Source organism: Kitasatospora cineracea (assembly GCF_003751605.1).
Taxonomy (GTDB): Bacteria; Actinomycetota; Actinomycetes; order Streptomycetales; family Streptomycetaceae; genus Kitasatospora; species Kitasatospora cineracea.
The window spans coordinates 471,092-494,980 of record NZ_RJVJ01000003.1; the positions used below are offsets into that span (position 1 = coordinate 471,092).

Genomic DNA, 23,889 nt, shown 5'->3' on the forward strand with positions numbered 1-23,889 from the left:
CGCACCTCCGGGTCCGTCTTCCCCGCCTCCGGGCCGGCCGTTCGTACCCCAGGGTCGGCCGTTCATGCCTCCGGGTCAGGTTTCCGCTCCACTGCCGGCGAGCCGCGGCGGTGGTCGATGAGGGCGGCGAGGCCGTCGAGGATCCGGGCGATGCCGAAGTCGTAGGCGTCGTCGCGGCCGCCGGGGGGTTCGGCGAGGGCGGCGGCGAGGGCCGGGTAGCGGGTGGCGTGGGTGTGGATCAGGGGGACGAGGGCGCGCAGGAGTTCGGCCTCGGGCGAGCCGTCGCGGGACTGGCGGTGCTGGGCGGCGATCGCGCGGACGTGGCCGACCAGCAGCACGGCGGCGTCCATGCGTTCGGCGCCGGACAGGCCGTGGCCGTCCAGGGCCGCCACCACGCGTTCCAGCCAGGCGAGTTCGCGCGGGCCGGTGGGGCGGGGGGCGGCGAGGGCGTCCAGCAGCCAGGGGTGGGCGGCCAGGACGGCGGACATCCGGTGCGCCCAGTCGGTGAGCTGCTCGCGCCAGGGGGCGTCGCTCGGCGGCGGGGGGTCGCCCGCGGCGTGCTCGACCATCAGCGCGACCAGTTCGGCCTTGCCCGGCACGTACCGGTACAGCGCCATCTTGGTGTGGCCGAGCAGCCCCGCGACCCGCTGCATGGACACCGCCGCCAGGCCCTCGGCGTCCGCGGCCTCGATCCCGGCGCGGGCGATCGACTCCAGGGTGAGGCCCGGTTTCGGCCCCCTGGTCGGACGGGCGGGCGGCTCCCACAGCAGCCGCAGCGCCGGGTGCGGTTCGGTCACGGGCCCTCCTCGCGCCACGGGCCGGCCTTGTGCGCGACCCAGAACTGTGTCTACCGTACACAGCAACGAACTGCGTCCGGCGGACGCAATTATGCGACCGAGAAGGAGGAACACCGTGCGGATCCTGATCTCCGGCGCCGGCATCGGCGGCCCCGCGCTCGCGTACTGGCTCGCCCGGTACGGGCACCGGCCCACCGTGGTCGAACTCGCCCCCGCGTTGCGGGCCGGCGGGCAGGCCGTCGACTTCCGCGGCCCCACCCACCTGACCGTGCTGCGGCGGATGGGCCTGCTGGAGGAACTGCGCGAACGGCAGACCGGCGGCACCCCGATGACCTTCACCGACGTCCGCGGCCGCACCCGGCTGCGGCTGCCCGCCGAGTTCGCCGGCGGCGAGGTGGAGATCCGGCGCGGCGACCTGGCCGGGCTGCTGCACCGGCACAGCGCCCCCGGCACCGAGTACCTGTTCGGCGACACCGTCACCACCCTGCGGCAGGACGAGCAGGACGCCGACGGCGTCCGGGTGGGCTTCCGGCACGCCCCCGAACGGCACTTCGACCTGGTGGTCGGCGCCGACGGCCTGCACTCCCGGGTCCGCGCCCTCGCCTTCGGACCGGAACGGCAGTACGTCCGCCACCTCGGCTACTACGCCGCCACCTGGCCCTTCGCCAACCGCCTCGGCCTGCCCGCCGGCAGCACCGGCCTCAACACCCCCGGCCGGCTCGCCGCCGCCGGAGCCGACCCCCGCGACCCCGAACGGGCCGGCGCCTTCCTGCTGTTCGCCGCACCCGAGCTCGCCCTCGACCGGCACGACCCCGCCCGCCTCAAGGCCCTGCTGCGCGAGCGCTTCGCCGACCTGCCGCACCCCGTCCCGCAGCTGCTCGCCACCCTGGACGAGGTCGACGACCGCGACCTGTACGTCGACTCGATCAGCCGCGCCGACGTCCCCGCCTGGTCCACCGGCCGGATCGCCCTGCTCGGCGACGCCGCCTGCGGCGCCACCATCGGCGGCATGGGCACCGGCACCGCGCTGGTCGCCGCGTACGTGCTGGCCACCGAACTCGCCCGCGCCGACGGCGACCACCGCGCCGCCCTCACCCGCTACGAGCACACCGTCCGCCCCTACGCCGAACGCTGCCAGCGCGGCGGCGACCGCACCGGCCCCTTCCTCGCCCCGCGCACCGCCCGCGGACTGTGGCTGCGCAACACGCTGCTCGGCCGGCGCGTGCTGCTGGAGCGGATGCTCGCCATGGGGGAGGACATCGCCACCCTGGACCTGCCCGAACCCGCCCGCGCGCCGCAGCGCTGAGCGGCGGGACGGCGATCGACGTGGCAGTACCCTTATTCCATAGAATGCGCGAGGAAGAGGTGACCGCCGTGGCGGACCGGACCGCGAAGACCGAGCTGTACGAGGCGTTCGCCACCACCGGCAAGGCCCTCTCCAACGGCAAACGGCTCGAACTGCTCGACCTGCTGGCCCAGGGCGAACGCACCGTCGAAGCCCTCGCCAGGACCGCCGGGCTCAACCTCACCACCGCCTCCGCCCACCTGCAGACCCTCAAGCAGGCCGGACTCGTCGCCACCCGCCGCGACGGCGTCCGGATCCACTACCGCCTCGCCGGGGACGACGTCGCCGCCCTGTTCGCCCAGCTCCGCCGGGTCGCCGCCCGCCACCAGGCCGCCGTCGCCCCCGCCAGCGCCGCCTACCTCGGCGCCGACGCGGCCGACGACAGCCTCCCCCGCGAGGAACTGCACGCCCTGGTCGCCGCCGGACGGGCCGTCGTCCTCGACGTCCGCCCCGCCGAGGAGTACGCCGCCGGACACATCCCCGGCGCGCTCTCCATCCCCGTCGAGGAACTCGCCGACCGGATCGGCGAACTCCCCGCCGACACCGAGGTCGTCGTCTACTGCCGCGGCGCGTACTGCGCCCTCTCCCACGACGCCCTGCGACTGCTGCACGCGCGCGGCCGCCGGGCCGTCCGGCTCACCGACGGGATGCTCGAGTGGCGGCTCGCCGAACTGCCCGTCGAGGCCGCCTGAACCGGCGGGAACGCCCCTGCGCGGGGGGTGTCGAAGGGGCGGGGGCGGGGGAGCGCCGTCGGGCCGGTGCGGGGGTGTCGCAGGGTCGGCGCGGGGGTGTCGCGGGGCCGGTGCGCGGGTGTCGCGGGGTTGTCGTCGGCGTCGGCTAGAGTCCGGCACGAAAACCGGAGAACGGCGACGGGGACCTCGGGTAACGTGCCCGTCGGCACCGGGGGCGGAGACACCGCGCCCGGAGCGTTCCCAGGGGGAGAGAAGAAGCTCATGCGCACAACCGGACGTACGTTCCTCGCCGTTGCCGCCGTCGCGCTCGCACTGACCGCGACCGGCTGCGGAAGCAAGGGCGCCGGCGGCGACGCCGCCCCGAACGGCTCGGACAACGGTAACGGCAATGGCGGCGGCAGCTCGGCGGCCGCCACGAAGGACGCCGCCCTGACGCCCGCCGCGCTGCTCAAGATGGTCGGGGACAAGACCAGCGCGGCCAAGTCCGCCAAGGTCGAACTGGTCACCGAGATCGGCGGCGCGAAGAACGAGATGAAGGGCGCCATCGCCTGGGACCACGGCATGCAGGGCCAGTTGACCGGCAGCCTCGGCGGCGCGTTGGGCACGAACATCGCCAAGGCCGGCGGCGACGGCAGCTTCACCGCCCGCTACCTCGGCGACGCGATGTACGTGAACATGGGCGACGGGATGGCGAGCCAGCTCGGTGGCGCCCACTGGATCAAGTACAACTACGCGGACCTCGCCAAGCTGATGGGCCCCTCCGGCGAGAGCCTCAAGAAGCAGCTGCAGACCGCCGACCCGATCGCCTCGGTGCGGGCCCTGATCGCCTCCGGCAAGATCAACGAGGCCGGCACCGAGACCGTGAACGGCGCCAAGACCACCAAGTACACCGGCGACGTCACCGCCGACGACCTCGCCGGGCAGGCCATCGCCCAGGGCCTGACCCAGGAACAGGTCGACGGCCTCAAGCAGCAGCTCGCCACCGCCGGAGCCACCAGCGACCACATCGAGGTCTGGATCACCGCGGACAACCTGCTGGCGAAGAAGGTCGAACAGCTCCAGATGAAGGCCGGCCTGTTCACCGCGACCGGCCTCTACTCCGACTACGGGACCCAGGTCGAGACCAGCGCCCCGCAGGCGAGCGACACGGTGGACTTCACCGAACTGATGAACGGCGCCAAGACCGGCAGCTGACCGGTGGTCAGCGCCGTGCGCAGGGGGCCGGGCCGGGCCGGGATTCGTCCCCCGGCCCGGCCTCCGCTCGTTCCCCCGGCCGGTTCCACCGCCGGGGCGGGAACGGGGTGGGAACGGGGCGGAAACAGGCGGTGGGTGGTGGGCGGTCGTCGGTAGGGTCGGGGCCGTGTGCACCTACGCCGTCTTCCCCGCCAAGATGCACTACGCGTGCGTGTCCTGCCGGGTCAGCTTCAAACGCCACCCCGCCGACCACCGCGGCCCCGGCTACCGCTGCCCGAACTGCACCGGGCCGCTGGCCTGCGCCGGCCACGACTTCGCCGCACCCCGCCGGACCGACCGGAAGGGCTGGTCGGTGGTCGCGGCCGTGCTGGCCGCCGGACTGCGCTACGAGGGCTTCGAACCCTGCGGATGCGGACGGGAACCCGAGTTCCGCCCCCGCACCCGCGCCCAACTACGGGCCCGCCGGGCCGTCGCCGCCCGCACCGGCACCCCGCTCGCCGAACTCCTCACCCGGGCCGACCCGTTGACGGCCGACTGAACCGGCGGCGGCCTGCCGCCCCGCGCGGGTGCTCGGGTGGGTGCTCGGGCGGGTGCTCCGGTGGCCTCTTCGGTGACCGGGGATGAAAGTTTCCCGGATTCGGCGGGTTGTCGGACCCCCTTCCGAAGTGCGGTGCGACGTGTGCGAAGGGGCCGTTCGACAGCAGTTCGACAGCGTGGCGCGGGGTCAGCGGCGGGTGGCGGGCCGGGAGTTCGTGGCGCGGGGGGCCTGCCGCGGGGGCGGGTCGGGCCGCTAGCATCGGCCGCGGTTCGCTGCGGGAGCGCTCCCACGCTTCGGTTCCCGCATCGTCCCCGGTCAGCATGCCCCCACCTCGATGCCGACCGCCTCTCCCACCCGAGAGCACCCCCCGGAGGACACCGTGCACACCCCCGACCCCCACCGGCGCGCCGCCGTCCCGCCCGCCCGGCCGACCCGTCGCGCCGCCGCCCTCGCCCTCGCCGCCGCGACCGCCGCCGTCGGCCTGGTCGCCGTCACCCAGTCCGGTGCGGACGCGGCCGTGCAGGGCAGCATGGCCGCCGACACCCAGTTCTACAAGGACCCGACCTCGCAGGTGGTCAAGTGGGCCGCGGCCAACCCCGGCGACTACCGGGCGCCGGTGATCTCCAAGCGGATCGCCAGCCAGTCGCAGGGCATCTGGTTCGCCAACTACCGTCCCGACACCATCACCTCCGACGTCCGCACGGTCACCTCGGCCGCCGCCCAGGCCGGTCAGGTGCCGGTGCTGGTGGCCTACATGATCCCCAACCGGGACTGCGGCGGCGCCTCGGCCGGCGGCGCCCCCGACCTCGGCTCGTACGACGCCTGGGTCGGCAAGTTCGCGGCCGGGCTCGGCAGTTCGCGCTCGGTCGTGGTGCTGGAGCCCGACTCGATCGCGCTCACTACCTGCCTGAGCGCCCAGCAGCAGAACGACCGGTTCGCCTCGCTGTCCCGCGCCGTCGGCACCATCCACGCCGCCAACCCGAACGCCAAGGTCTACCTCGACGCCGGCCACTCCGCCTGGAACTCGGCCTCCGAGCAGGCCAACCGGCTGCGCAGCGCGGGCGTGCTCAACTCGGACGGCTTCTTCAGCAACGTCTCCAACTTCAACACCACCGCCAACGAGACCTCGTTCGCGCACAACGTGCTGAACGCCCTCGGCAACCCCGGCAACCTGCACGCCGTCATCGACACCAGCCGCAACGGCAACGGCCCCGCGGGCAGCGTCTGGTGCGACCCGAGCGGCCGCAAGATCGGCAACTACCCGACCGCCGCCACCAACGACAGCGCGATCGACGCCTTCCTGTGGATCAAGCCCCCGGGCGAGGCCGACGGCTGCGCGGCCGCGGCCGGGACGTTCGTCCCCGACATCGCCTACCAGCTGGCCCAGAACGCGTCCGACCCGAGCACGCCGCCGACCTCGCAGCCCCCGACGTCCCAGCCGCCGACCTCGCAGCCCCCGACGTCCCAGCCGCCGACGTCGCAGCCGCCCACCTCGCAGCCGCCGACCGGGAACGCGTCCTGCTCGATCGCGTACCGGGCCAACTCCTGGGCGGGCGGCTTCACCGCCGACGTGACGGTGAAGAACACCGGCAGCAGCGCGATCTCCGGCTGGACGCTCGGCTGGACGTTCCCCGGTGACCAGAAGATCACCAGCGCCTGGAACGCCAAGGTCACCCAGAGCGGGGCCGCCGTCACCGCCACCGACCTCGGCTACAACGGCACCCTGGCGGCCGGTGCCTCCACCAGCTTCGGCCTGCAGGCGACGTACGGGTCGAACAACACCACCCCGTCCGCCTTCACGCTGAACGGCGCCGCCTGCACCACCTCCTGAACCATCCTTCCCAGCCCCGCCGGCCACCCCCCACCCGTGGGCCGGCGGGGCACCCCTTTTTCCGGCGGCCCGCGACGCGGGTCAGGGCCGGAGCTGAACGGCCGTCACCATCACGTAGCCGACCAGCAGTCCGAACAGGCACACCGCCGTGATGTACCGGGGAGTGAACGGCAGCCCCGCGAGCGACGGGTACAGCAGGACGGCGCCGCCCGCCGCGAGGTCCGCGACGTACAGGCCGTCCGGCGGCACGATGCCGGTGCTGCGGGCGGCCCAACCGGTGGCGATCAGGAACCCCGTCAGCAGGGTGAACCCGGACAGCAGCCCGGAGCCGATCGCCCCGAGCGTGGGATGCGGTTCCGGGAACGGCTCGCCCTCCGGAACCTCTGGGCGCACCCGGTGCGCCACCGCGAGCGCGCCCACCGCGAGCGCCATGGCCCCGAGGGCGCCGATCAACGGAGCGGGATTCAACGGCTCCTCCTGGAGAAGGCGAAGTGCTGCCCGGCGAGGGCCGCGAGCGCGGCCGGCAGCAGGACGGTGACGAGCAGGACGGTTGCCCAGACCGAGGGTTCGAGCGGCCCCGGCCCGGCCGGGGTGTCCGGCGGCGGGGCGGCGACCAGGGTCGAGTGGGCGGCGGTGGGGGCGTGCGTGGGGGCAGGGGTGTGCGTGGGGGTGGGAGTCGGTGAGCGGGACGGAGTCGGGGCCGGGGTCGGGGTGGGGGTGGGGACGAGGGCTTGGGCCTGGGGGTGGTGGGAGGCGGACGGGGTGGGCGGGTGCGGCGGGTGCGGGACGGCGGGTGCGGGTTTCGGCGCGGGGGCCGGGTGCGTAGTGGGTGCGGGAGTGGGGCTGGGAGTTGGTGAGTGGGTCGGGGAAGGCGAAGGGGTGGGGGCCGGGGTCGGAGAGGGCGAAGGGGTCGGTGTCGGCGTGGGGGTGTGGCAGTGCCAGGGCCAGGGCCAAGGCGGAGGCCAGGGAGGGTGGTGCGGCAGGGGGAGTGGGGGGAGCGGTGGGTGCGGGGGGAGCGGCGGCGGGTATGCGCCCACGGCATGGTCCATTGCCCGATCATCGGACCGTCACCGTGGTGCGCGGTAGTCGTTCGGGGTCAAACCCCACCGGCCGGTGAACCCTCCTGATCTACGGCGGAACGCGTGGGCGAAGGTCGGTCGCCCGTTCGATCGAAGGTGGCGGCGGCGAGGGCCACCGCAGCGGCGGCCAGCACCGGCCAGCCCGTGCCGAGCAGCAGGGCCAGCACCGCCGGGCAGCTCACGGCGGCGGCCAGGCGCGGCACGCCGTCCAGGACGCGGACCGCCGCCGCGGTGCAGGTCAGGTAGACGGTGAGGAACAGGGCGGTGGGGACGGCCACCAGCTGAGAGGTGGTCAGGGCGCCGGTGCCGACCAGGGCGAACAGCGGGACGCCGGTGAGCACGGTGGCGGCCAGCACGATCAGCGAACCGCGGCGGCCGGCCGCCGTCCCGGACGGGAGCAGGGCGTCCAACAGGGCGGCGGCGCCCGTCAGGTAGGTGTTGGTGGTGGCCAGGGTGAGCACCAGGGCGGCGCCGGCGGCCAGCAGCGGGCCCCGGCCGCCGATCGCGGCGCGCATCAGGTCGGCCAGCGGGACGGAGCCGCCCGCGCCCGGCCCGAGCACCGCGACCGTCGCGGCGGCCAGGCCCAGGCAGAGCAGCGAGGTGACGGCGAAGGCGATCAGCACCACCCGGCGCAGCTGGCGGCGCGGGTCGCGCAGCCGGGTGGTCAGCGAGGCGGCGGCCTCCCAGCCGACGAACGCGAACATCAGCGGCGGTGCGGCCTGCGCGACGCCGGTCCAGCCGTGCGGCAGGAACGGCGTCCAGTGCGCGGCCCGGGCGGCCGGGGCCGCACCCAGCACCGCGAACAGCACCAGGCCCACCAGCGCGGACACCAGCACCAGCTGCAGCCCCGCGCCGGTGCGCACCCCCAGCAGCCGGACCGCCAGCACCAGCACCAGCAGCACCAGCCCCGCCCGGACGGCGGCCGTCCCGTCCGCGCCGACGGCGGCCGCCGCGTAGCTCCCGCCGATCAGGCAGACCACCGGCGCACCGGCCACCACCCCCGCCAGGAAGCACCACGCGGCGGCCCGGCCCGCCCGCGCGCCCAGGCCCGCCGCCGTGTACCCGGCGACGCCGCCCGCGGAGCCCAGCCGGGTGCCGAGCGCGCAGAACACCACCGCGATCAGCCCGGACAGCGCCAGCAGCGCCAGCCACGTCAGCAGCGAGGCCGGGCCCGCCGCGCGCGCCGCGAGCCCCGGCAGGAGCAGCAGGCTCGGGCCGAGCAGCGCGCCGATGTACAGCGCGGACGCCCCGGCGGTGGAGAGGTGGGAGGACGGGAGGGCGGAGGAAGGACGGATCCGGGGGCGGGGACGGGTGTCTGACGGGCTGTTGGTCATGCCCTGATCCTGGCCCCGATCGCGCGGCATCCGCTGGCGAAATCAGCCCCGGAGGAGGGCTCGGGCGGCAGGTTCTGCCGGGAAAGCACCGTTCGGCGGCAGTGCGTACCGCAGGTGCGGGCCGGGGCGGCGGGGCGTGGCGGTGGGACGGAACAGCGGGCGATGTCCACGGCTCCGGGCCCGACCGCGCCCGCCGGGGCAGGTGCACCACCGGCGGACGCGGCGTGCACTTCACGGACCCGGCGGGCCACGCCGTGGAGCTCATCGCCGTGCCGTACGGCGGCTGGGCCTGACAGCGTCGGACGCGGCTCCGAGCGGTGCGCGCACGCCGTAGGGTGCACAGCATGTCGAGCCCGCAGTACGACCGTATCGACCGCGCCATCCTGGCCCACCTCCAGCGCCACGGCCGGACCCCCAACGTGGACCTCGCCGAGGCCGTCCGGCTCTCGCCGTCCTCCGCGCTGCGCCGCACCAAGGCGCTCGAGGCGGACGGGGTGATCGCCGGGTACCGGGCCGAACTCGACCGGGACCGGGTCGGGTTGGGGCTGACGGTGTTCGTCGCGCTGCGGGTGGAGCAGCACTCGCGGGAGACCTCGCGCTCCATCGAGGAGGCGCTGTGCGCGATCCCCGCGGTGGTCGCCTGCCACGTGGTCTCCGGCGAGGCCGACTTCCTGGTGGAGATCGCCGTCCCCGACCTGGCCAGCTACGAGCAGGTCCTGCTGGACGAGATCCTCGCGGTCGGCCCGGTCCGCGACGCCCGCTCCACCTTCGCCATCCGCACCGTCCGCTCCCGGGGCCCGCTGCCGCTCGACCACTGGCCGCCCCGGCGGGGCGGGTGAGCGCCGCGGGGCGGGCACCGGGCGTCAGGAAACCGTAAGGCCGGGTGCGGCGGGCCCGCCGGGCGTCCTCCGTAGGGTGAGGGGCATGACCACCACCACTGCTGGAAACACCGGGGCGGAACGGGTGACGGGCCGTCAACCCACCGCCGAACTGGGCGTCATCGGGGGGTCGGGTCTGTACGCCCTGCTCGATGATGTCGTCGAGGTGCGTGTCGAGACGCCGTACGGGCCGCCGTCGGATGCGTTGTTCGTGGGGGAGGTGGCGGGGCGGCGGGTGGCGTTCCTGCCCCGGCACGGTCGTGGGCACGGGTTGCCGCCGCACCGGATCAACTACCGGGCCAATCTGTGGGCGCTGCACGCGTTGGGGGTGCGGCAGGTGTTGGGGCCGTGTGCGGTGGGCGGGCTGCGTGCGGAGTACGGGCCGGGGACGCTGCTGGTGCCGGACCAGTTCGTGGACCGCACGTCGGGGCGGGTGCAGACGTATTACGACGGCCGGGTCCTGCCGGACGGGTCGGTGCCGGAGGTGGTGCACGTGTCGATGGCCGACCCGTACTGTCCGCCGGGGCGGGGTGCCGCGTTGGCGGCGGCGCGGGACCTGGCCTGGGAGCCGGTGGACGGGGGGACGCTGGTGGTGGTCGAGGGCCCGCGGTTCTCCACCCGGGCGGAGTCGCGCTGGTTCACCGCCAACGGCTGGTCGGTGGTCGGGATGACCGGGCACCCGGAGGCGGTGCTGGCCCGCGAACTCGGCCTCTGCTACACCTCCCTGGCCCTGGTCACCGACCTGGACGCGGGTGTCGAGAGCGGCGAGGGCGTCACCCACGCCGAGGTGCTGGAGGTCTTCGCCCGCAACGTCGACCGCCTGCGCACCGTCCTCTTCAAAACCCTGGAATCACTCCCCGCCACCCGAGACTGCCCCTGCTCCCACGCCCTGGACGGGCTGGTCACGGGCCTGGCCGGGGTGCCCTCCTGACGGCCCGGCGGACGAGGGCGGCGAGCGCGGCCGTAGCGGCGCTCGCGGCGAGGAACAGCAGCCAGTTGCGCAGGTAGGGCAGCGGCAGCAGGGTCGGGTTCCCGTGGTCGTCGCCCGCCCGCAGCACCGCCGGAACGGCCACCGCGCCCACCGCCGCCACGACCACCAGCCAACCCCGCAGCACCGGCCGCCCCGTGAGAGCCGCCCCCACCCCGCACACCAGCGCCAGCCACACCCCGTCGTGCAGCACCAGCAGCCCGGCGGCCCACAGCAGCACGTCGAACGGGTCGGTGACACGGGGGTCGGTGAGCAGGCCGGTCAGGCCGGTGAGGAGCAGGGTGAGACCGCCGAGCAGGAGGGCGGTGCGGACGGGGCGCATGGGGGCTCCGGGGGGGGAGGAGGGGCGGGGGTCAGAGCGGGTCGATCCGGGTGACCCACTTGGTCTGCAGGACGCCGGGGCGGTCCGGGGCGATCAGGCGGGCGGGGAAGCCGTGGTCGGGGGTCAGGGGACGGCCGTCCAGGGCGAGGGCGAGGAGGGTGCGGGGGTGGTCCGCGTAGGGGGCGGGGACGTCGGTGGTGCGGTAGGGGCCGTCGGCTTCCAGGGAGGTGACGCGGACGGCGGAGCCGGGTGGGAGTCCGGCGCGGCGCAGCAGGTCGGGCAGCGGGACGCCGGTCCACTGGCCGTTCGCGCTCCAGCCCTCCACGCAGGCGATCGGCAGGACGGCGGTGGTCTGGGGCAGGGCGCGCAGGGCGGCGAGGTCGAGGCGGTAGGGGGTCGGGCCGTTGACGGTGAGGTGCCAGTCGGCGGGGACGGCGACGGTTCCGGCCTGCGCGGCCGTGCGGTTGACCGGAAGGGCGCTGCCGCCCGCGCCGGGGCGGCGCGGGGCGAACAGGTCGAGGGCGCGCAGCCACGGCACGGACTGGCCGGCCGTGGTCAGGGTGACCGCCCCGACGGCGGCGGCCGTCGCCGCGAGCACCGCCCGCCGCCCGGCGGGCGGGACGGACCGGGCGCGGCGCCAGTGCGCGGCGATCTCCGGGGCCTTGACGGCGAGGTGGACCAGCAGCGCGCCGACCGCCGTCCAGGCCGTCCAGTAGTGGGTCTGCCGGAACGGGAACGGCCACGGGTACCACTGCAGGGTGTTCAGCAGCCCGGTGAACAGCTCCAGCAGGACGGCCGCCACCAGGGCGGCGACCGCCGCCCGCTCCAGGGCGTGCCGCACGCTCCGGGCCGGCGGCCACTCGAACAGGCGCGGGTACACCGACCACAGCTTCGCGCCCGCCAGCGGGACCGCCGCCAGACCGCAGGCCACGTGCAGCCCCTGCGTCACCCGGTAACCCCAGGGCGGCCGGGTCGGCAGCCCGACCGCGAGCAGCCGACTCGGCGGGTCCTGGAGCAGATGGCTGACCAGGCCGGTGGCGAAGCACAGCAGCAGCGCCGCACCCAGCCAACGGCCCAGTACCACGGCGGTGCGCGGACCCCGGGCCGGAGACCGGAACGCCCCCGCCCGGAACGGGCCGCGCCGCAGCGCGTCGGGCGGGGCGGGCAGCGGCCGGTCGAGCCGCCGACGGGCAGACGGAGGAAGGGAGTTCACGTCCTCCATCGAAGCGCGACCGGGCCCGGCCGACGGGCTGCGACCTGCTTACGGAATCCGAACGTCGGCGGTGAGGGACGGGGGACGAGGGGCGGCGGGCGGTGCGGCGGGGTGCTTACGGAATGCGAACGGCCGGGCCCGGCCGGGCCGTTCGGCGGCGGAACGGTGCCAGGCTGGGGCGGTGACCGGACGTCCCGCACTGCTCTGCGCCCTCGCCGTGGCGGCCCTGACCGGGTGCCTCGCGCTGACCTTCACCACCGGCGGCACGCTCGGCAACCGCCCGCCGCTGTACGGCTGGTACGCCGCCGACGTACTGCTGTTCGGCGGCGCGCTGCTCCTGCTGCGCCGGGTGCCGGAGCGGCAGGTGGCGCGGCTGGTGCTGGCCGGCGGGGTGCTGGTGGCCGCCACCGGGCTGCTCGTGCCGCCGCGCACCAGTGACGACGCCCACCGGTACGTGTGGGACGGGCGGGTGCAGGCGGCCGGGATCTCGCCGTACGCGCACGCCCCGCAGGACCCGGCGCTCGCCCCGCTGCGCGACCCCGGGCTGTTCCCGGCCGGCGACGGCTGCCGGGCATGGGACGAGCGGCGCACCGCCGACGGGGCCTGCACCCGGATCAACCGGCCCGCCGTGCACACCGTCTACCCGCCGCTGGCCGAAGCCTGGTTCCTCGCCCAGCACCCGTTCGGCGACCGGGTCCGCACCGCGCAGGCCGCCGGGGCGCTGCTGGCCGTCGCCACCACCGGCGTGCTGCTGGCCGTCACGGGCGGACGGCGGCGGGCCGCGCTGTGGGCCTGGTGCCCGGGCGTCGCCGTGTGGGCGGTCAACGACGCGCACGTCGACGTCCTGGGCACGCTGCTGACGGTGACCGGGCTCGCCCTGGCCGCCCGGCGGAAGGCCGCGGCCGGCGGCGCGCTGCTGGGGGCGGCGACGGCCGTCAAGCTGCTGCCCGCGCTGGCCCTGCCGGGTCTGCTCTCCGGGGCGCTGGGCGGCGGGGCGCTCCGGACCGGCCGCGGGGCGCTGCGGGCCGGGCTCGGGGCGGTCGGGGCCGCGGGCGGGGTGTTCGCGCTGTGCTACCTGCCGTACGTGCTGCCGTCCGGCACCGGGGTGCTCGGCTACCTGCCCGGCTACCTGCGCGAAGAGGGCTACCGGCAGGACGGCCTGGAACGGTTCGGACTGCTGCGGGCGGCCCTGCCCGACCGGGCGGTCCCGTGGGTCGCCGGGCTGCTGCTCGCCGCGCTGGTCCTCCGGGTGCTGCGCCGGGGCGACCCGCGACGCCCCTGGCGGGGCGCCCTGCTGGTGACCGGCGGGGCCCTGCTGCTGGCCGGCCCCGGGTACCCCTGGTACGGGCTGCCGGTGGTCGCGCTGGCCGCCCTCGACGGCCGCTGGGAATGGCTGGCGGTGCCCGCCGCCGCCCAGGTCCTGTACCTGGCAGGAGGGGAACGGGTGCAGCAACTCGCCTACGGGGCCGCCCTGTCGGTCGTCCTCGTCGCGGACCGGCTCCGGTCCCGCCGGGCACCGGAGCGGGCCGCGGTCCCCGCCCCGGTTCCGGTACCGGGTGCGGGACCGGGGCCGGGGCCGGCTCCGGAAGAGATGACGGAAGTCTGACAGTGCCCCCGCGGCCCTGGTCAACGGCCCGGCGGGCTGGTCGAATCGGCCCGTGGACGAAGACGACGGGACAGCCGGGACAGCCGGGACAGCCGGGACAGCCGGCACGGCCGGGACGGCCGGAACAGCCGGGACGGCCGAAGCGGCGGAGCGCGGTGCGCCGGTCGGACGGCGGGTGGTGCTCGGGCTGCTGGGGCTCGGGGCGGCCGGGGTCGCGGCCGGGCCCTGGCTGCAGCGCGCCCAGGACGCGGTCACCCGCAGCGACCCGACCGGGCTCACCGGGCTGCTGCCCGGCGGGGGCGGGTTCCGCTACTACTCGGTGACCGCCTCGGTGCCCGACCGCGGGGAGGCCGACTACACCCTCACCGTCGACGGCCTGGTGGACCGCCCGACCACCCTGCGGCTGGCCGACCTGCGGGCCCTCCCGCAACGCCGGATCGTCCACGACGTGCAGTGCGTCACCGGCTGGCGGGTGCCGGCCACCCCGTTCGAGGGCGTCCCGCTGTCCGCGCTGCTGGACGCCGCCGGAGTGCGGGCGGACGCCCGCGCGGTGAGCTTCGGCTGCTTCGACGGCGCCTACACCGAGAGCCTGACGCTGGAACAGGCCCGCCGCGACGACGTCCTGGTCGCCCTGCGGATGCAGGACACCCCGATCGGCCACGCCCACGGCGGACCGGTGCGCCTCTACGTGGCCCCCATGTACTTCTACAAGTCCGCCAAGTGGCTGTCCTCGATCACCGTCACCGACACCGTCCGCCCCGGCTACTGGGAACGGCTCGGCTACGACGTGGACGCCTGGGTCGGCCGATCGAACGGACGCGACGATGCCCCGACCGCCTGACCGCCGGCCCCGCTTCACCCCCGCCCAGCGCCGGGCCCACCGCGCCACCGCCGCGCTGATGCTCGTCTGCCTGGCCACCGCAGCCTGCCTCTACCTGCCGCCGCTGTCCCAACTCGTCGGCCGCCGCAGGCTGCTGGCCACGGTGCACGAGTGGAGCGGCCTGCTGCTGCCCGTCCCGCTCCTGCTGGCCCTCGCCACCCGGGCGATGCGCCGCGACGCCACCCGGCTCGGCCGGTTCACCGCCGCCGACCGCTACTGGCTGCGCGCGCTCCGCCGCCGCTCCCCGCACCGGCCGGCCGGGAAGTTCAACGCCGGGCAGAAGCTGTACGCGCAGTGGACGCTCGGCACGATCCTGGTGATGCTCGGCACCGGCCTGCTGATGTGGTTCACCCACCTGGCGCCCGCGGTCTGGCGGACCGGCGCGACCTTCGTCCACGACTGGTTCGCGCTCGCCGTCGCCGTCGTGGTGGCCGGCCACCTCCGGATGGCCGCCCGCGACCCCGAGGCCCGGCGCGGCATGCGCACCGGCAGCGTCGAACGGGACTGGGCCGCGCGCGAGCACCCGCAGTGGGCGGAACCGGACTGACGTCCCGTCAGGGGCGGGTCAGGGCCAGGAAGGACCGGCCGTGCGAGTGCCACTGTTCCCGGTGGGCCAGTCCGGCGGTGCGGGCGTGGCGCAGGGCGGCCGCCGGGCCGCAGCGGGCCCAGGGGAACGGGGGGCCGGCGCCGTCCGGGCCCTCCACCCGGACGTCCGCCACCTCGTCGACCTCTTCCGGTGCGGTCTCCACCAGCAGCAGGCCGCCCGGCGCGAGCAGCCCGGCGGAGCGGGCCAGCAGGGCCGCGGGGTCACCGCCGATGCCCAGGTTGCCGTCGGCGAGGAGCACCGCGCCCCAGCGGCCCTCGGCGGGCAGCCGGTCGAACACCGAGCGGTGCAGGGCGAGGCCGCCCAGGCCGGTGGTGCGGTCCACCGAGGCCGCGCAGACGTCCACTCCCAGCGCGGGCACCCCCGTCGCCAGCAGCTCCGCCACCAGCCGGCCCGGACCGCACCCCAGGTCCAGCACCGGCGCGGACAGCCCCCGGCAGCGGGCCAGCAGCCCGAGGTCCGCCCCGGCGGCCGGCGCGCACCAGCGCTCCACCTCCAGCGGCAGCCGCGAACCGTCCGCCCGGCGCAGCCACAGCGGGCCCCGCCCGGCCCGCACCGCCCGCCCGAACGGGTCGTCGACCCAGGGCACGGCGGCGTCGGCAGCGTCGGCGGTGTCGGCGCGGAGGGCGGCGGGGAGGCTCACCGGGCCGCCCCGGGCGCGGCCGCGAACTCCCGCAGCCGGGCGGCGAACCGCGTGCCGGGTGCCAGGGCAGCGGCGCGGGCGGCGTCCTCGGGGTGGTCGACGTCCAGCAGCGTCGGCAGCTCGCGGACGGTCAGGCCGTCCGCCGCCAGCCGGTCCAGGACGTGGCGCCCGGTGTCGGCGGTGGACATCGGGACGCCGTGCAGCAGCCGCTCGGCGAGGCGGGCGTCCGGGCGGGCCAGGCCGAGGGCCCAGAAGCCGCCGTCCTCGGCCGGGCCGAACCAGGCGTCGGCGCCGGGGCGTTCGGCGGCGGCGAGCGGCGCGGCCAGGGCGGCCGGGTCGAGCTGCGGGGTGTCCATGCCGACCAGCAGCGCGGGGGCGTGCGGGGCGAGCCGGGCGGCGTGGGCGAAGGCGGCGGCGAGTCGGCGGTCCAGGCCGCCGCCGTCCTGCGGCAGCACCTCCCAGCCCGGCGGCAGCCACCGGCCGGGCTCGCCGTCGAGCACCAGCAGACGCCGACCGGCCGGGACCAGGGCGAGGGCGGCCAGGGTGTCGGCGAGGGCGGCCTCGGCCAGGTCGGCGGCCTGCTCGGGGGTGAACGCCGGGGTCAGCCGGGTCTTCACCCGGCCCGGCACCGGCGACTTCGCCAGCACCAGCAGGGTCGGCGGCGGCGCGGCCAGCACCGCGCGCATGTCGCGCACCGCCTGCCGGGTGCCGCGCACCGTCCCGGTCACCTTCGACCGCCCCGCCCGGGGGCGGTAGTCGACCGGGACCTCGGCGATCCGCATGCCCGCCGCCGCCGCGGAGAGCACCGCCTCCAGCGGGTAGCCCGAGCGGCGGTCGCCCAGCCCGAGGGCCAGCAGCCGTTCCCGGCGGGCCGCCCGCATCGGCCCCAGGTCGTGCAGGTCGGCGCCGGTCAGCGCGCGCAGCCGCCGGGCCAGCACCAGGTTCGCCAGCCGGGCGTGCGGCGGCCAGGCCCCGAACGAGACCGGCCGCCGCCGCCCCAGCACCAGGTCGGCCGTGCCCGCGAGCACCGGGTCGGCCACCCAGGGCAGCTGCGCCGGGTCCAGCGAGCCGTCGCAGTCCAGGAAGCACACCAGCTCGGCGTCGGCCGCCAGCAGCCCCGCGTGGCAGGCCGCGCCGAAACCCCGGCGCGGCTCCGTCACCACCGTCGCGCCCAGCTCGGCCGCGATCCGCGCGGAGCCGTCCCGCGAACCGTTGTCGACCACGATCGCCCGCCAACCGGCGGGCACCCGGCCCAGCACCCAGGGCAGCGCCCGCGCCTCGTCCAGGCAGGGCAGCACCACGTCCACCGAGGACGGGAAGAGAGGAGGAGTCACAGCCGCCACGCTAACCACGCCGCCCCCGGCCGCGGCCGCTCCGCCGCCTTACGGAAGTCGTACGGCGCACCCGGCTCGGGCGGCAGGTCCGACCGCTCCGGCCCGGGCGGCGGGTCCGGCGGATCTTACAGAACCCGAACGGCGGCCCGAACGGCGGCCCGGACCGGACCGGCCCACCCGCCCGGGCTCGTATCCTCGGCCGGGTGACCCACAGCCCCGCCCCCGCCGAACCGCCGGAACCCGCCCGCGTCCTGGTCGTCGACGACGACCCGACCGTCGGCGAGGTGGTGGCCGGCTACCTCACCCGGGCCGGCCACCTCGTCGACCGGGCCGAGGACGGACAGCACGGCCTCGACCTGGCCGAACGCCACCGGCCCGACCTGCTCGTCCTCGACCTGATGCTGCCCGGCCTGGACGGCCTCGAAGTGCTGCGCCGCCTGCGCGCCCGCCCCGACCGCGCGGACCTGCCGGTGGTGCTGCTCACCGCCAAGGGCGACGAGGCCGACCGGATCCTCGGCCTGGAACTCGGCGCCGACGACTACGTCACCAAACCCTTCAGCCCGCGCGAACTCGTCCTGCGCGTCCAGTCGATCCTGCGCCGCGCCCGCACCGCCCCGGCCGACGGCGCCGCCCCGCTGCACTCCGGCGACCTGGCGCTCGACCCCCGGGCCCGCCGCGCCCACCGGGCCGGCCGCGAACTCGCGCTCACCAGCCGGGAGTTCGACCTGCTCGCGTTCCTGCTCCGGTACCCCGGGACGGTGTTCTCCCGGCAGGAGCTGATGCAACGGGTCTGGGGCTGGGACTTCGGCGACCTGTCGACCGTCACCGTCCACGTCCGCCGCCTGCGCGAGAAGATCGAGGACGACCCCGGCGCACCCCGGCTGATCACCACCGTCTGGGGCGTCGGCTACCGCTACGACCCGGCCGCGCCGGGCGCGGACCCGGCCCCGGGGACGGGAACGGCCGGGGCGGCGCCGGGTGGTGCGGCGTGAAGGACCTGCTGCTGATCGCCCTGTTCGCCGCGCTCGGGGCCGCCGCCGCCGGGCTGCTCGGCCTGGCCGCGCTGCGCCTGCTGCGCCGCCGCTCACTGGCGCTCACGCTGTTCGCCGTCGCGGTGGTCAGCGTCCTGGCCGTCACCTCGGGGACGTTCGCGGTGGCCCAGGCGATGTTCCTCTCCCCCCACGACCTCGGGGTGGTCGTCACCGTCCTGGCGATGGCCTCGGTGGTCGCGCTGCTCACCGCCGCGCTGCTGGGCCGGCAGGTCACCGCGGGCGGCCGGGCCCTGGCGGCGGCCGCCCGCACCGTCGGCGGCGAGGCCGGGTTCACCCCGCCGGACCGGCCGCTGGGGCGGGAACTGGCCGCGGTCAGCGCCGAACTCGCCGCGACCAGCGCCCGGCTGGCCGAATCCCGGTCCAGGGAACAGGCGTTGGACGCCTCCCGGCGCGAACTCATCGCCTGGATCTCGCACGACCTGCGCACCCCGCTGGCCGGGCTGCGCGCGATGGCCGAGGCCCTGGAGGACGGCGTCGTCGAACAGCCCGAGCGCTACCTGGCCCGGATCCGCACCGAGGTGGAACGGCTCACCGGCATGGTCGACGACCTGTTCGAGCTCTCCCGGATCCAGGCCGGGGCGCTCTCCCTGAGCCTCTCCCGGGTCTCCCTGCACGACCTGGTCGACGACGCGCTGGCCGGGGCCCACCCGCTGGCCCGGCAGCGCGGCGTCCGCCTCGAAGGCCGGCGGATCGAGCCCGCCCCGGTCGAGGCCGACCCCCGGGAGATCACCCGGGTGATCGGCAACCTGCTGGTCAACGCGATCCGCGCCACCCCGCCCGACGGCCTGGTCGCCGTCTCCGCGCACCGCGACGCCGACACCGTCGTGCTCGCCGTCACCGACGGCTGCGGCGGCATCCCCGAACCCGACCTGCCCCGGGTCTTCGAGACCGGCTGGCGCGGCACCCCCGCCCGCACCCCCCGCCCCCCGGAACCGGGCACGAAGGACGGGGGCGACAGCGGTGCCGGGCTCGGCCTCGCCATCGTCCGCGGCATCGTGGAGGCGCACGAGGGCCGGGCCCGGGTCCGCAACGTCGACGGCGGCTGCTGCTTCGAGATCACCCTCCCCGCCGCGCGGAGCGGCTGACGGGGACGGAGGGGGCGGGGGAGGGGGAGCAGTTCGGGCGGCGGGGCGTCAGGCGGACCGCGCGGCCGGGGCGGTGGCGAACTCGGCGAGGCCGGTGGCGAAGGGGACCCGGGGGCGCCAGGCGAGTTCGGTGCGCAGCCGGGTGGAGTCGGCGGTGATGTGGCGGACGTCGCCGAGGCGGTACTCGCCGGTGGTGCGGGGAGCGGGGCCGCGCAGGGCGGTGGCGAGGGCGCGGGCGAGGTCGCCCACGGTGCGGACCTCGCCGCTGCCGACGTTGTAGGCGCGGGTGCTGCCCGGCGGACGGTGCGGCAGGGCGGCGAGGGCGGCGGCGTTCGCGGCGGCGACGTCGGAGACGTGGACGAAGTCGCGGCGCTGGGCGCCGTCCTCGAAGACCCGGGGGGCCTCGCCGCGGGCGAGCGCGGAACGGAAGAGGGCGGCCACGCCCGCGTACGGGGTGTCGCGGGGCATGCCCGGGCCGTAGACGTTGTGGTAGCGGAGGGTCAGGACCCGGCCCGCGCAGGTGCGGGCCCAGGCGGCGGCCAACTGCTCCTGGGCGAGTTTGGTGACGGCGTACACGTTGCGCGGGTCGGCGGGGGCGTCCTCCGCGACCAGCCCGGGCAGCAGCGGCTCGCCGCACACCGGGCACGGCGGCTCGAAGCGCCCCGCGACCAGGTCGGCCGCCCGCCGCGGGCCGGGGGCGACCGGCCCGTGCGCCGGACAGCGGTACGCGCCCTCCCCGTAGACCACCATCGACCCGGCCAGCAGCAGGTCGCGCACCCCGCGCCGGGCCATCGCGGCCAGCAGCACGGCCGTGCCCAGGTCGTTGCACCCCGCGTAGTCGGGGGCGTCGTCGAAACCGGTGCCCAGACCGACCATCGCGGCCTGGTGGCAGACCGCCGACACCCCGTCCAGGGCGGCCTCCACCGCCGCCGCGTCCCGCACGTCGCCGTGCCGGAACTCCGCGCCCGCCGGAACCGCCGACGGCAGCCCCGAGGGGTGCACCGCCGGCAGCAGCGCGTCCAGCACCCGCACCTCGTGGCCGTCCGCGAGCAGCGCGCCGACCACCGCGGAGCCGATGAAACCGGCCCCGCCCGTCACCAGGATCCTCATGCCCCGTGACGCTACCGGCGCCCGCGGCCGACCCGGCCGGGACGGACGGCGCCGTCACGGACCGGTAAGGACCTCGTGCAAGTACCTCGCGCAAGGACCTCACGGACCGGACCGGGTCGGGCCGGGGCGGGCGCGGGCCGGCGGGGCGGACTCCGCTACGCGGGGAGCGGCGGGTTCCACTTCTGGGCGGCGGTTCCGTTGCAGTCCCAGATCTGCAGTCGCACGCCGTTGGTGGTGTCGGAGGACGGGACGTCCAGGCAGCGCCCGGAGCCGGGGTTCACCAGGGTGCCGTTGACGGCCTGCCACTGCTGGGCGCCGCTGCCGTTGCAGTCCCACAGCTGGACCGGGGTGCCGGCGGCCGTGCCCGAGGAGGTGACGTCCAGGCACTTGCCGAGCACCTGGAGGGTGTCGCCGGCCCTGGTCCAGTTCTGGGCGCCGCTGCCGTTGCAGTCCCAGATCTGGATCGGGTTGCCGTTGGCCGTCCCGGAGGCGGAGTCGTCCACGCACTTCGCGCCGTTCAGGCCCGAGGTGACCGGTCCGGACCCGGTGCCCGGACCGGTGGCGTAGGCCTCCAGTTCGTAGAGCCGGGCGGCGGCGTCGCCGCCGGTGTTGGTCGGGGCGGAGACCACCACCCGCACGTACCGGGCCGAGCGGGCCGGGAACGGGCTGTAGGTGCGGCTGGCGCGTGATCCCGTGACGGTGGCGGCGGTGTCCCAGGTGGTGCCGTCCGTGCTGGTCTGCACCTGGAAGGCCGCGGTGTTCCAGGCGGTGTTCTCGCCACCGAGCCCGGCGTGCTTCAGCACCACGGAGGCGACCGTCTGCGCCGATCCCAGGTCGACCTGGAGGCTCGCGCCGGCCGTCTTCGAGCACCACTTGCTGTTGTTCCGCAGGCTGCCGTCGACGGCCTTGTCCGCGGACTCGGCCGCGGTGCACGCGGCGGAGGCGCTGGTCGGCCGGCCCAGGGCGAGGTCCGGGCCCAGCTCCGGGGCGGCGGGCAGCGGGGTCGCGCCGTCCTGGAACGAGGGCGGGACGTCGCCCGCGCCGGTGCCCCAACTCGGGCTGGGCGCCGCGCCCATGGTGAAGTCGAGGGTGCCGCCGGCCGCGAGGTCCGGGTAGCGCAGGTAGTTGTGGCTGGTGGCCGTCCCGTTGACCTTCAGGCCCTGCACGTAGGAGCCGGTGCCGGACGCGTTGACGGTGATGTCGCCGCCCGGGCGCCGGATCAGCACGGACGGGAAGGACGGGCCGTGCACGGCCAGGGTGTCGGCGCCGGGCGTCGCCGGGTACAGGCCGAGGGCCGCCCAGACGTACCAGGCGGAGGTCGCCCCGAGGTCGTCGTTGCCCGGCAGTCCGCCCGGGCCGGTGGTGAAGGACTCGGTCATCACCTTGCGGACGGCCGCCGAGGCCCCGGCGGGGTAGCGGGCGTAGTTGTAGGCCCACGGGACGCCGTGCTCGGGCTCGTTGCCGATGTAGTAGTAGGGCAGGCTCTGCCCGGCGTTGACCTGGGTGAAGTGGTGGTCGAGCCGCTGCACGGCGGTCTGCCGCCCGCCCATGGCGTTGACCAGGTCGGCGAAGTCGTAGGGCACCATCCAGGTGTACTGGGCGGCGTTGCCCTCGGTGAAGCCGGCCTGGGCGGCGGGGTCCAGCGGCCACTTCCAGGTGCCGTCGGAGTTGCGGGGCTGCACGTAGCCGGACTCGGCGCCGTAGGTGTTGCGCCACCACTGGGCCCGGGTCATGAAGGTGCCGTAGTCCGCGGTGCTGCCGAGGGCCTTGGCGAACTGGGCGACCGCGAAGTCGGAGGCCGAGTACTCCAGCGAGTCGGAGGGGGCGCCGGGGATGTAGTGCAGGCTGGTGTAGGTGCCCTGGTTGCCGCGGATCGGCGAGCCCTGCGCGGTGCCGCCGGACGAGGACTTCTTCATCAGGGCCAGCGCGGCCGCGGTGTCGAAGCCCCGGGTCCCGAAGGCGTACATGCTGGCGACGATGATGGGGCCGGGGTCGCCGGTCATCACGAAGTCCTCGGCGGTCTGCTGCGACCACTTGGGCAGCAGGCCGCCCTGCTGGCCGTCCAGGACCATCGAGTTGGCGATGTCGGCGGCCTCGTCCGGGGCGATCAGCGCGATCAGCGCCGCCCAGGAGCGGTAGATGTCCCAGCCCGAGTAGTTCTGGTAGACGGGGCGGGCGGAGTTGTGGACCGCGCCGTCGAAGCCCCGGTAGTCGCCGTTGACGTCGCTGGCGACGTTGGGGCTCTGGAAGACGTGGTACAGGGCGGTGTAGAACTTCTTCAGGTCGGTGGCCGAACCGCCGCTGACCCGGGCCCGGTCGAGGACCTGGTTCCACGCGCCGGCGGCGGCGGAGCGCACGGCGGCGAAGTCCCAGCCGTTGTTCTCGGCGGTCAGGTTCGCCTGCGCGTTGGCGACGCTGACGTAGCTCAGGGCGACCTTGAACTGCACGGTCTGCGAGCCGGTGGTGTCGAAGGTGACGTACGCGCCGGTGCCGGTGCCGGACGCGTTCGCCGAACCGGCGTTGACCGTGGAGCCGGACCAGGTGCCGAAGCCGCTGGGTGCCCGGTCGAAGCGGATGTCGAAGTAGATCTGGTAGGTCTTGGAGGAGCCGCAGAACCCGCCGGCGGTGACGCTGCCGGTCAGTTCCGAGCCGTTGACCTGCACCGATCCGCTGCGGTTGCCGGTGGCGCTGCGGCCGGTGGCGACGAGCAGCTGCGCGGCGCCCGTGGCCGGGTAGGTGAGCCTGCCCATGCCGGTGCGGGTGGTCGCGGACAGCTCGACCGTGGTGGCGTACTTGTCGAGCCTGTTCTTGTAGTAGCCGGGGGACGCGGCCTCGTTGGACTTGGTGTAGCCCGAGGCGTAGCCGGTCCAGTTGCTGCCGGGCGAGGCGCCCAGGGCGCCGGTGACCGGGAGCAGCGGCAGGTCCTCGTTGTTCGGGCAGCCGGCCCCGTCGAAGTGGGTGAGGCTGAAGTCCTCGATCGTGGTGTCGGAGTTGCGGTAGCCGGACGGCGAGGCCGTCGGGGTGTCGGGGCTGAACTGGACCCCGCCGAAGGGCACCACGGCGCCCGGGTAGGTGGAGCCGCCGGCGCCGCCCCCGACGGGGTTCGGCGCGTTGCTGTCGTCGGTCCCGATGAACGGGTCGACGTACGGGGTGAGGTCGGTCGCCGCCGCGGCGGCGCGGGCCGCGGGCGCGGCGAGGGCGACGCCCGGGCCGAAGGCGGCGAGCAGGAGACTGCCGGCCGCCACGGCGGCGCGGATCTTGCGGGTGGGGAGGGACACCGGGAACACCTTCCGGTAGCGATGTGAACGTTACCGAGCGGGTGGAATTGTTCCGGCGTGGCAATGTGCGCGTCAAGGTCGGGCCT

21 protein-coding genes and 1 pseudogene are annotated in these 23,889 nt (G+C 76.0%); 12 read left to right on the forward strand and 10 right to left on the reverse strand.

Features of this window, described 5'->3' with window-relative positions; genetic code table 11:
- Positions 1–62: 62 nt before the first annotated feature.
- Entirely contained in the window at positions 63–797 is a 735-nt protein-coding gene (locus tag EDD39_RS36260; RefSeq protein WP_244257486.1) for a TetR/AcrR family transcriptional regulator, read from the reverse strand.
- Between the two features lie 115 nt (positions 798–912).
- Here EDD39_RS36260 and EDD39_RS36265 point away from each other — a divergent pair, with 115 nt between their 5' ends.
- The 5 genes from EDD39_RS36265 to EDD39_RS36285 all read left to right on the forward strand — a co-directional run bounded on the left by EDD39_RS36265 (position 913) and on the right by EDD39_RS36285 (position 6,397).
- Entirely contained in the window at positions 913–2,103 is a 1,191-nt protein-coding gene (locus tag EDD39_RS36265) for an FAD-dependent monooxygenase (RefSeq protein ID WP_244257487.1), read from the forward strand.
- A gap of 44 nt (positions 2,104–2,147) precedes the next feature.
- Complete coding sequence (locus EDD39_RS42435; RefSeq protein ID WP_123563826.1) at positions 2,148–2,834, forward strand: ArsR/SmtB family transcription factor; 687 nt, start codon at positions 2,148–2,150, stop codon at positions 2,832–2,834.
- 261 nt (positions 2,835–3,095) lie between these two features.
- Positions 3,096–4,028, forward strand: a complete 933-nt coding sequence (locus tag EDD39_RS36275) for an SCO4651 family lipoprotein (protein ID WP_123563827.1) — start codon at positions 3,096–3,098, stop codon at positions 4,026–4,028.
- 166 nt (positions 4,029–4,194) lie between these two features.
- Positions 4,195–4,566 (forward strand): hypothetical protein, encoded by a 372-nt coding sequence (locus EDD39_RS36280; protein ID WP_208765756.1) that lies wholly within the window; start codon positions 4,195–4,197, stop codon positions 4,564–4,566.
- A 334-nt stretch (positions 4,567–4,900) separates the two neighbouring features.
- Positions 4,901–6,397 carry a glycoside hydrolase family 6 protein gene (locus EDD39_RS36285; RefSeq protein WP_123563828.1) on the forward strand — a complete coding sequence of 499 codons (1,497 nt, stop codon included), beginning with the start codon at positions 4,901–4,903 and terminating at the stop codon, positions 6,395–6,397.
- A gap of 81 nt (positions 6,398–6,478) precedes the next feature.
- Here the strand turns inward: EDD39_RS36285 and EDD39_RS36290 are convergent, their stop codons facing one another.
- Both EDD39_RS36290 and EDD39_RS36300 read right to left on the reverse strand, forming a co-directional pair.
- On the reverse strand, positions 6,479–6,865 hold the full coding sequence (locus EDD39_RS36290; RefSeq protein WP_123821239.1) for a hypothetical protein: 387 nt from the start codon (positions 6,863–6,865) through the stop codon (positions 6,479–6,481).
- A gap of 628 nt (positions 6,866–7,493) precedes the next feature.
- Positions 7,494–8,810: an amino acid permease gene (locus EDD39_RS36300; protein WP_123563831.1), complete on the reverse strand. Its 1,317-nt coding sequence runs from the start codon at positions 8,808–8,810 to the stop codon at positions 7,494–7,496.
- Between the two features lie 344 nt (positions 8,811–9,154).
- Between EDD39_RS36300 and EDD39_RS36305 the strand changes: the two genes are divergently transcribed.
- The gene (locus EDD39_RS36305; RefSeq protein ID WP_030464641.1) at positions 9,155–9,649 is read left to right on the forward strand and encodes an Lrp/AsnC family transcriptional regulator; all 495 of its coding nucleotides are present in this window, start codon (positions 9,155–9,157) and stop codon (positions 9,647–9,649) included.
- 85 nt (positions 9,650–9,734) lie between these two features.
- Positions 9,735–10,619 (forward strand): S-methyl-5'-thioadenosine phosphorylase, encoded by an 885-nt coding sequence (locus EDD39_RS36310; protein ID WP_123563832.1) that lies wholly within the window; start codon positions 9,735–9,737, stop codon positions 10,617–10,619.
- Here the strand turns inward: EDD39_RS36310 and EDD39_RS36315 are convergent.
- The gene (locus EDD39_RS36315) at positions 10,591–10,998 is read right to left on the reverse strand and encodes a hypothetical protein (protein WP_123563833.1); all 408 of its coding nucleotides are present in this window, start codon (positions 10,996–10,998) and stop codon (positions 10,591–10,593) included. The genes EDD39_RS36310 and EDD39_RS36315 overlap by 29 nt on opposite strands.
- A gap of 31 nt (positions 10,999–11,029) precedes the next feature.
- On the reverse strand, positions 11,030–12,145 hold the full coding sequence (locus EDD39_RS36320; protein WP_244257515.1) for a molybdopterin-dependent oxidoreductase: 1,116 nt from the start codon (positions 12,143–12,145) through the stop codon (positions 11,030–11,032).
- A gap of 247 nt (positions 12,146–12,392) precedes the next feature.
- Here EDD39_RS36320 and EDD39_RS36325 point away from each other — a divergent pair, with 247 nt between their 5' ends.
- The 3 genes from EDD39_RS36325 to EDD39_RS36335 are packed head-to-tail and all read left to right on the forward strand — an operon-like array spanning position 12,393 to position 15,244.
- Entirely contained in the window at positions 12,393–13,817 is a 1,425-nt protein-coding gene (locus tag EDD39_RS36325; RefSeq protein ID WP_162870332.1) for a glycosyltransferase 87 family protein, read from the forward strand.
- Positions 13,818–13,869: 52 nt separating this feature from the next.
- Complete coding sequence (locus tag EDD39_RS36330) at positions 13,870–14,658, forward strand: molybdopterin-dependent oxidoreductase (RefSeq protein WP_167518099.1); 789 nt, start codon at positions 13,870–13,872, stop codon at positions 14,656–14,658.
- A complete protein-coding gene (locus tag EDD39_RS36335; protein ID WP_123563836.1) occupies positions 14,642–15,244 on the forward strand; it encodes a cytochrome b/b6 domain-containing protein in 603 nt (200 codons plus the stop codon). The genes EDD39_RS36330 and EDD39_RS36335 overlap by 17 nt, the downstream gene beginning before the upstream one ends.
- A gap of 7 nt (positions 15,245–15,251) precedes the next feature.
- Here the strand turns inward: EDD39_RS36335 and EDD39_RS36340 are convergent, their stop codons facing one another.
- The 3 genes and pseudogenes from EDD39_RS36340 to EDD39_RS41785 all read right to left on the reverse strand — a co-directional run.
- Positions 15,252–15,944, reverse strand: a complete 693-nt coding sequence (locus EDD39_RS36340) for a methyltransferase domain-containing protein (RefSeq protein WP_123563837.1) — start codon at positions 15,942–15,944, stop codon at positions 15,252–15,254.
- Entirely contained in the window at positions 15,941–16,630 is a 690-nt protein-coding gene (locus EDD39_RS41780; protein WP_244257516.1) for a TIGR04282 family arsenosugar biosynthesis glycosyltransferase, read from the reverse strand. Before EDD39_RS41780 ends, EDD39_RS36340 begins: the two co-directional genes overlap by 4 nt.
- A pseudogene (locus EDD39_RS41785) lies at positions 16,604–17,287 on the reverse strand (glycosyltransferase family 2 protein); the annotation flags it as partial. The pseudogene EDD39_RS41785 and the gene EDD39_RS41780, both read right to left, overlap by 27 nt.
- 194 nt (positions 17,288–17,481) lie before the next feature.
- Between EDD39_RS41785 and EDD39_RS36350 the strand changes: the two are divergent.
- Positions 17,482–18,270, forward strand: coding sequence for a response regulator transcription factor (locus EDD39_RS36350; protein WP_244257488.1), 789 nt, complete (start codon positions 17,482–17,484; stop codon positions 18,268–18,270).
- Entirely contained in the window at positions 18,267–19,415 is a 1,149-nt protein-coding gene (locus EDD39_RS36355; protein ID WP_123563840.1) for a sensor histidine kinase, read from the forward strand. The genes EDD39_RS36350 and EDD39_RS36355 overlap by 4 nt, the downstream gene beginning before the upstream one ends.
- Before the next feature lie 48 nt (positions 19,416–19,463).
- Here the strand turns inward: EDD39_RS36355 and EDD39_RS36360 are convergent, their stop codons facing one another.
- Entirely contained in the window at positions 19,464–20,525 is a 1,062-nt protein-coding gene (locus EDD39_RS36360; RefSeq protein ID WP_123563841.1) for an NAD-dependent epimerase/dehydratase family protein, read from the reverse strand.
- A gap of 155 nt (positions 20,526–20,680) precedes the next feature.
- A complete protein-coding gene (locus EDD39_RS36365) occupies positions 20,681–23,803 on the reverse strand; it encodes a GH92 family glycosyl hydrolase (RefSeq protein ID WP_208765757.1) in 3,123 nt (1,040 codons plus the stop codon).
- Between the last annotated feature and the right edge of the window lie 86 nt (positions 23,804–23,889).

Excerpts from the sequence above, each read along its gene's own strand:
- EDD39_RS42435 (WP_123563826.1), top strand. The coding sequence starts at position 2,148 with ATGCGCGAGGAAGAGGTGACCGCCGTGGCGGACCGGACCGCGAAGACC.
- EDD39_RS36275 (WP_123563827.1), top strand. The coding sequence starts at position 3,096 with ATGCGCACAACCGGACGTACGTTCCTCGCCGTTGCCGCCGTCGCGCTC.
- EDD39_RS36285 (WP_123563828.1), top strand. The coding sequence starts at position 4,901 with ATGCCGACCGCCTCTCCCACCCGAGAGCACCCCCCGGAGGACACCGTG.
- EDD39_RS36300 (WP_123563831.1), bottom strand. The coding sequence starts at position 8,810 with ATGACCAACAGCCCGTCAGACACCCGTCCCCGCCCCCGGATCCGTCCT.
- EDD39_RS36305 (WP_030464641.1), top strand. The coding sequence starts at position 9,155 with ATGTCGAGCCCGCAGTACGACCGTATCGACCGCGCCATCCTGGCCCAC.
- EDD39_RS36310 (WP_123563832.1), top strand. The coding sequence starts at position 9,735 with ATGACCACCACCACTGCTGGAAACACCGGGGCGGAACGGGTGACGGGC.
- EDD39_RS36315 (WP_123563833.1), bottom strand. The coding sequence starts at position 10,998 with ATGCGCCCCGTCCGCACCGCCCTCCTGCTCGGCGGTCTCACCCTGCTC.
- EDD39_RS36335 (WP_123563836.1), top strand. The coding sequence starts at position 14,642 with ATGCCCCGACCGCCTGACCGCCGGCCCCGCTTCACCCCCGCCCAGCGC.
- EDD39_RS41780 (WP_244257516.1), bottom strand. The coding sequence starts at position 16,630 with ATGCGCGCGGTGCTGGCCGCGCCGCCGCCGACCCTGCTGGTGCTGGCG.
- EDD39_RS36360 (WP_123563841.1), bottom strand. The coding sequence starts at position 20,525 with ATGAGGATCCTGGTGACGGGCGGGGCCGGTTTCATCGGCTCCGCGGTG.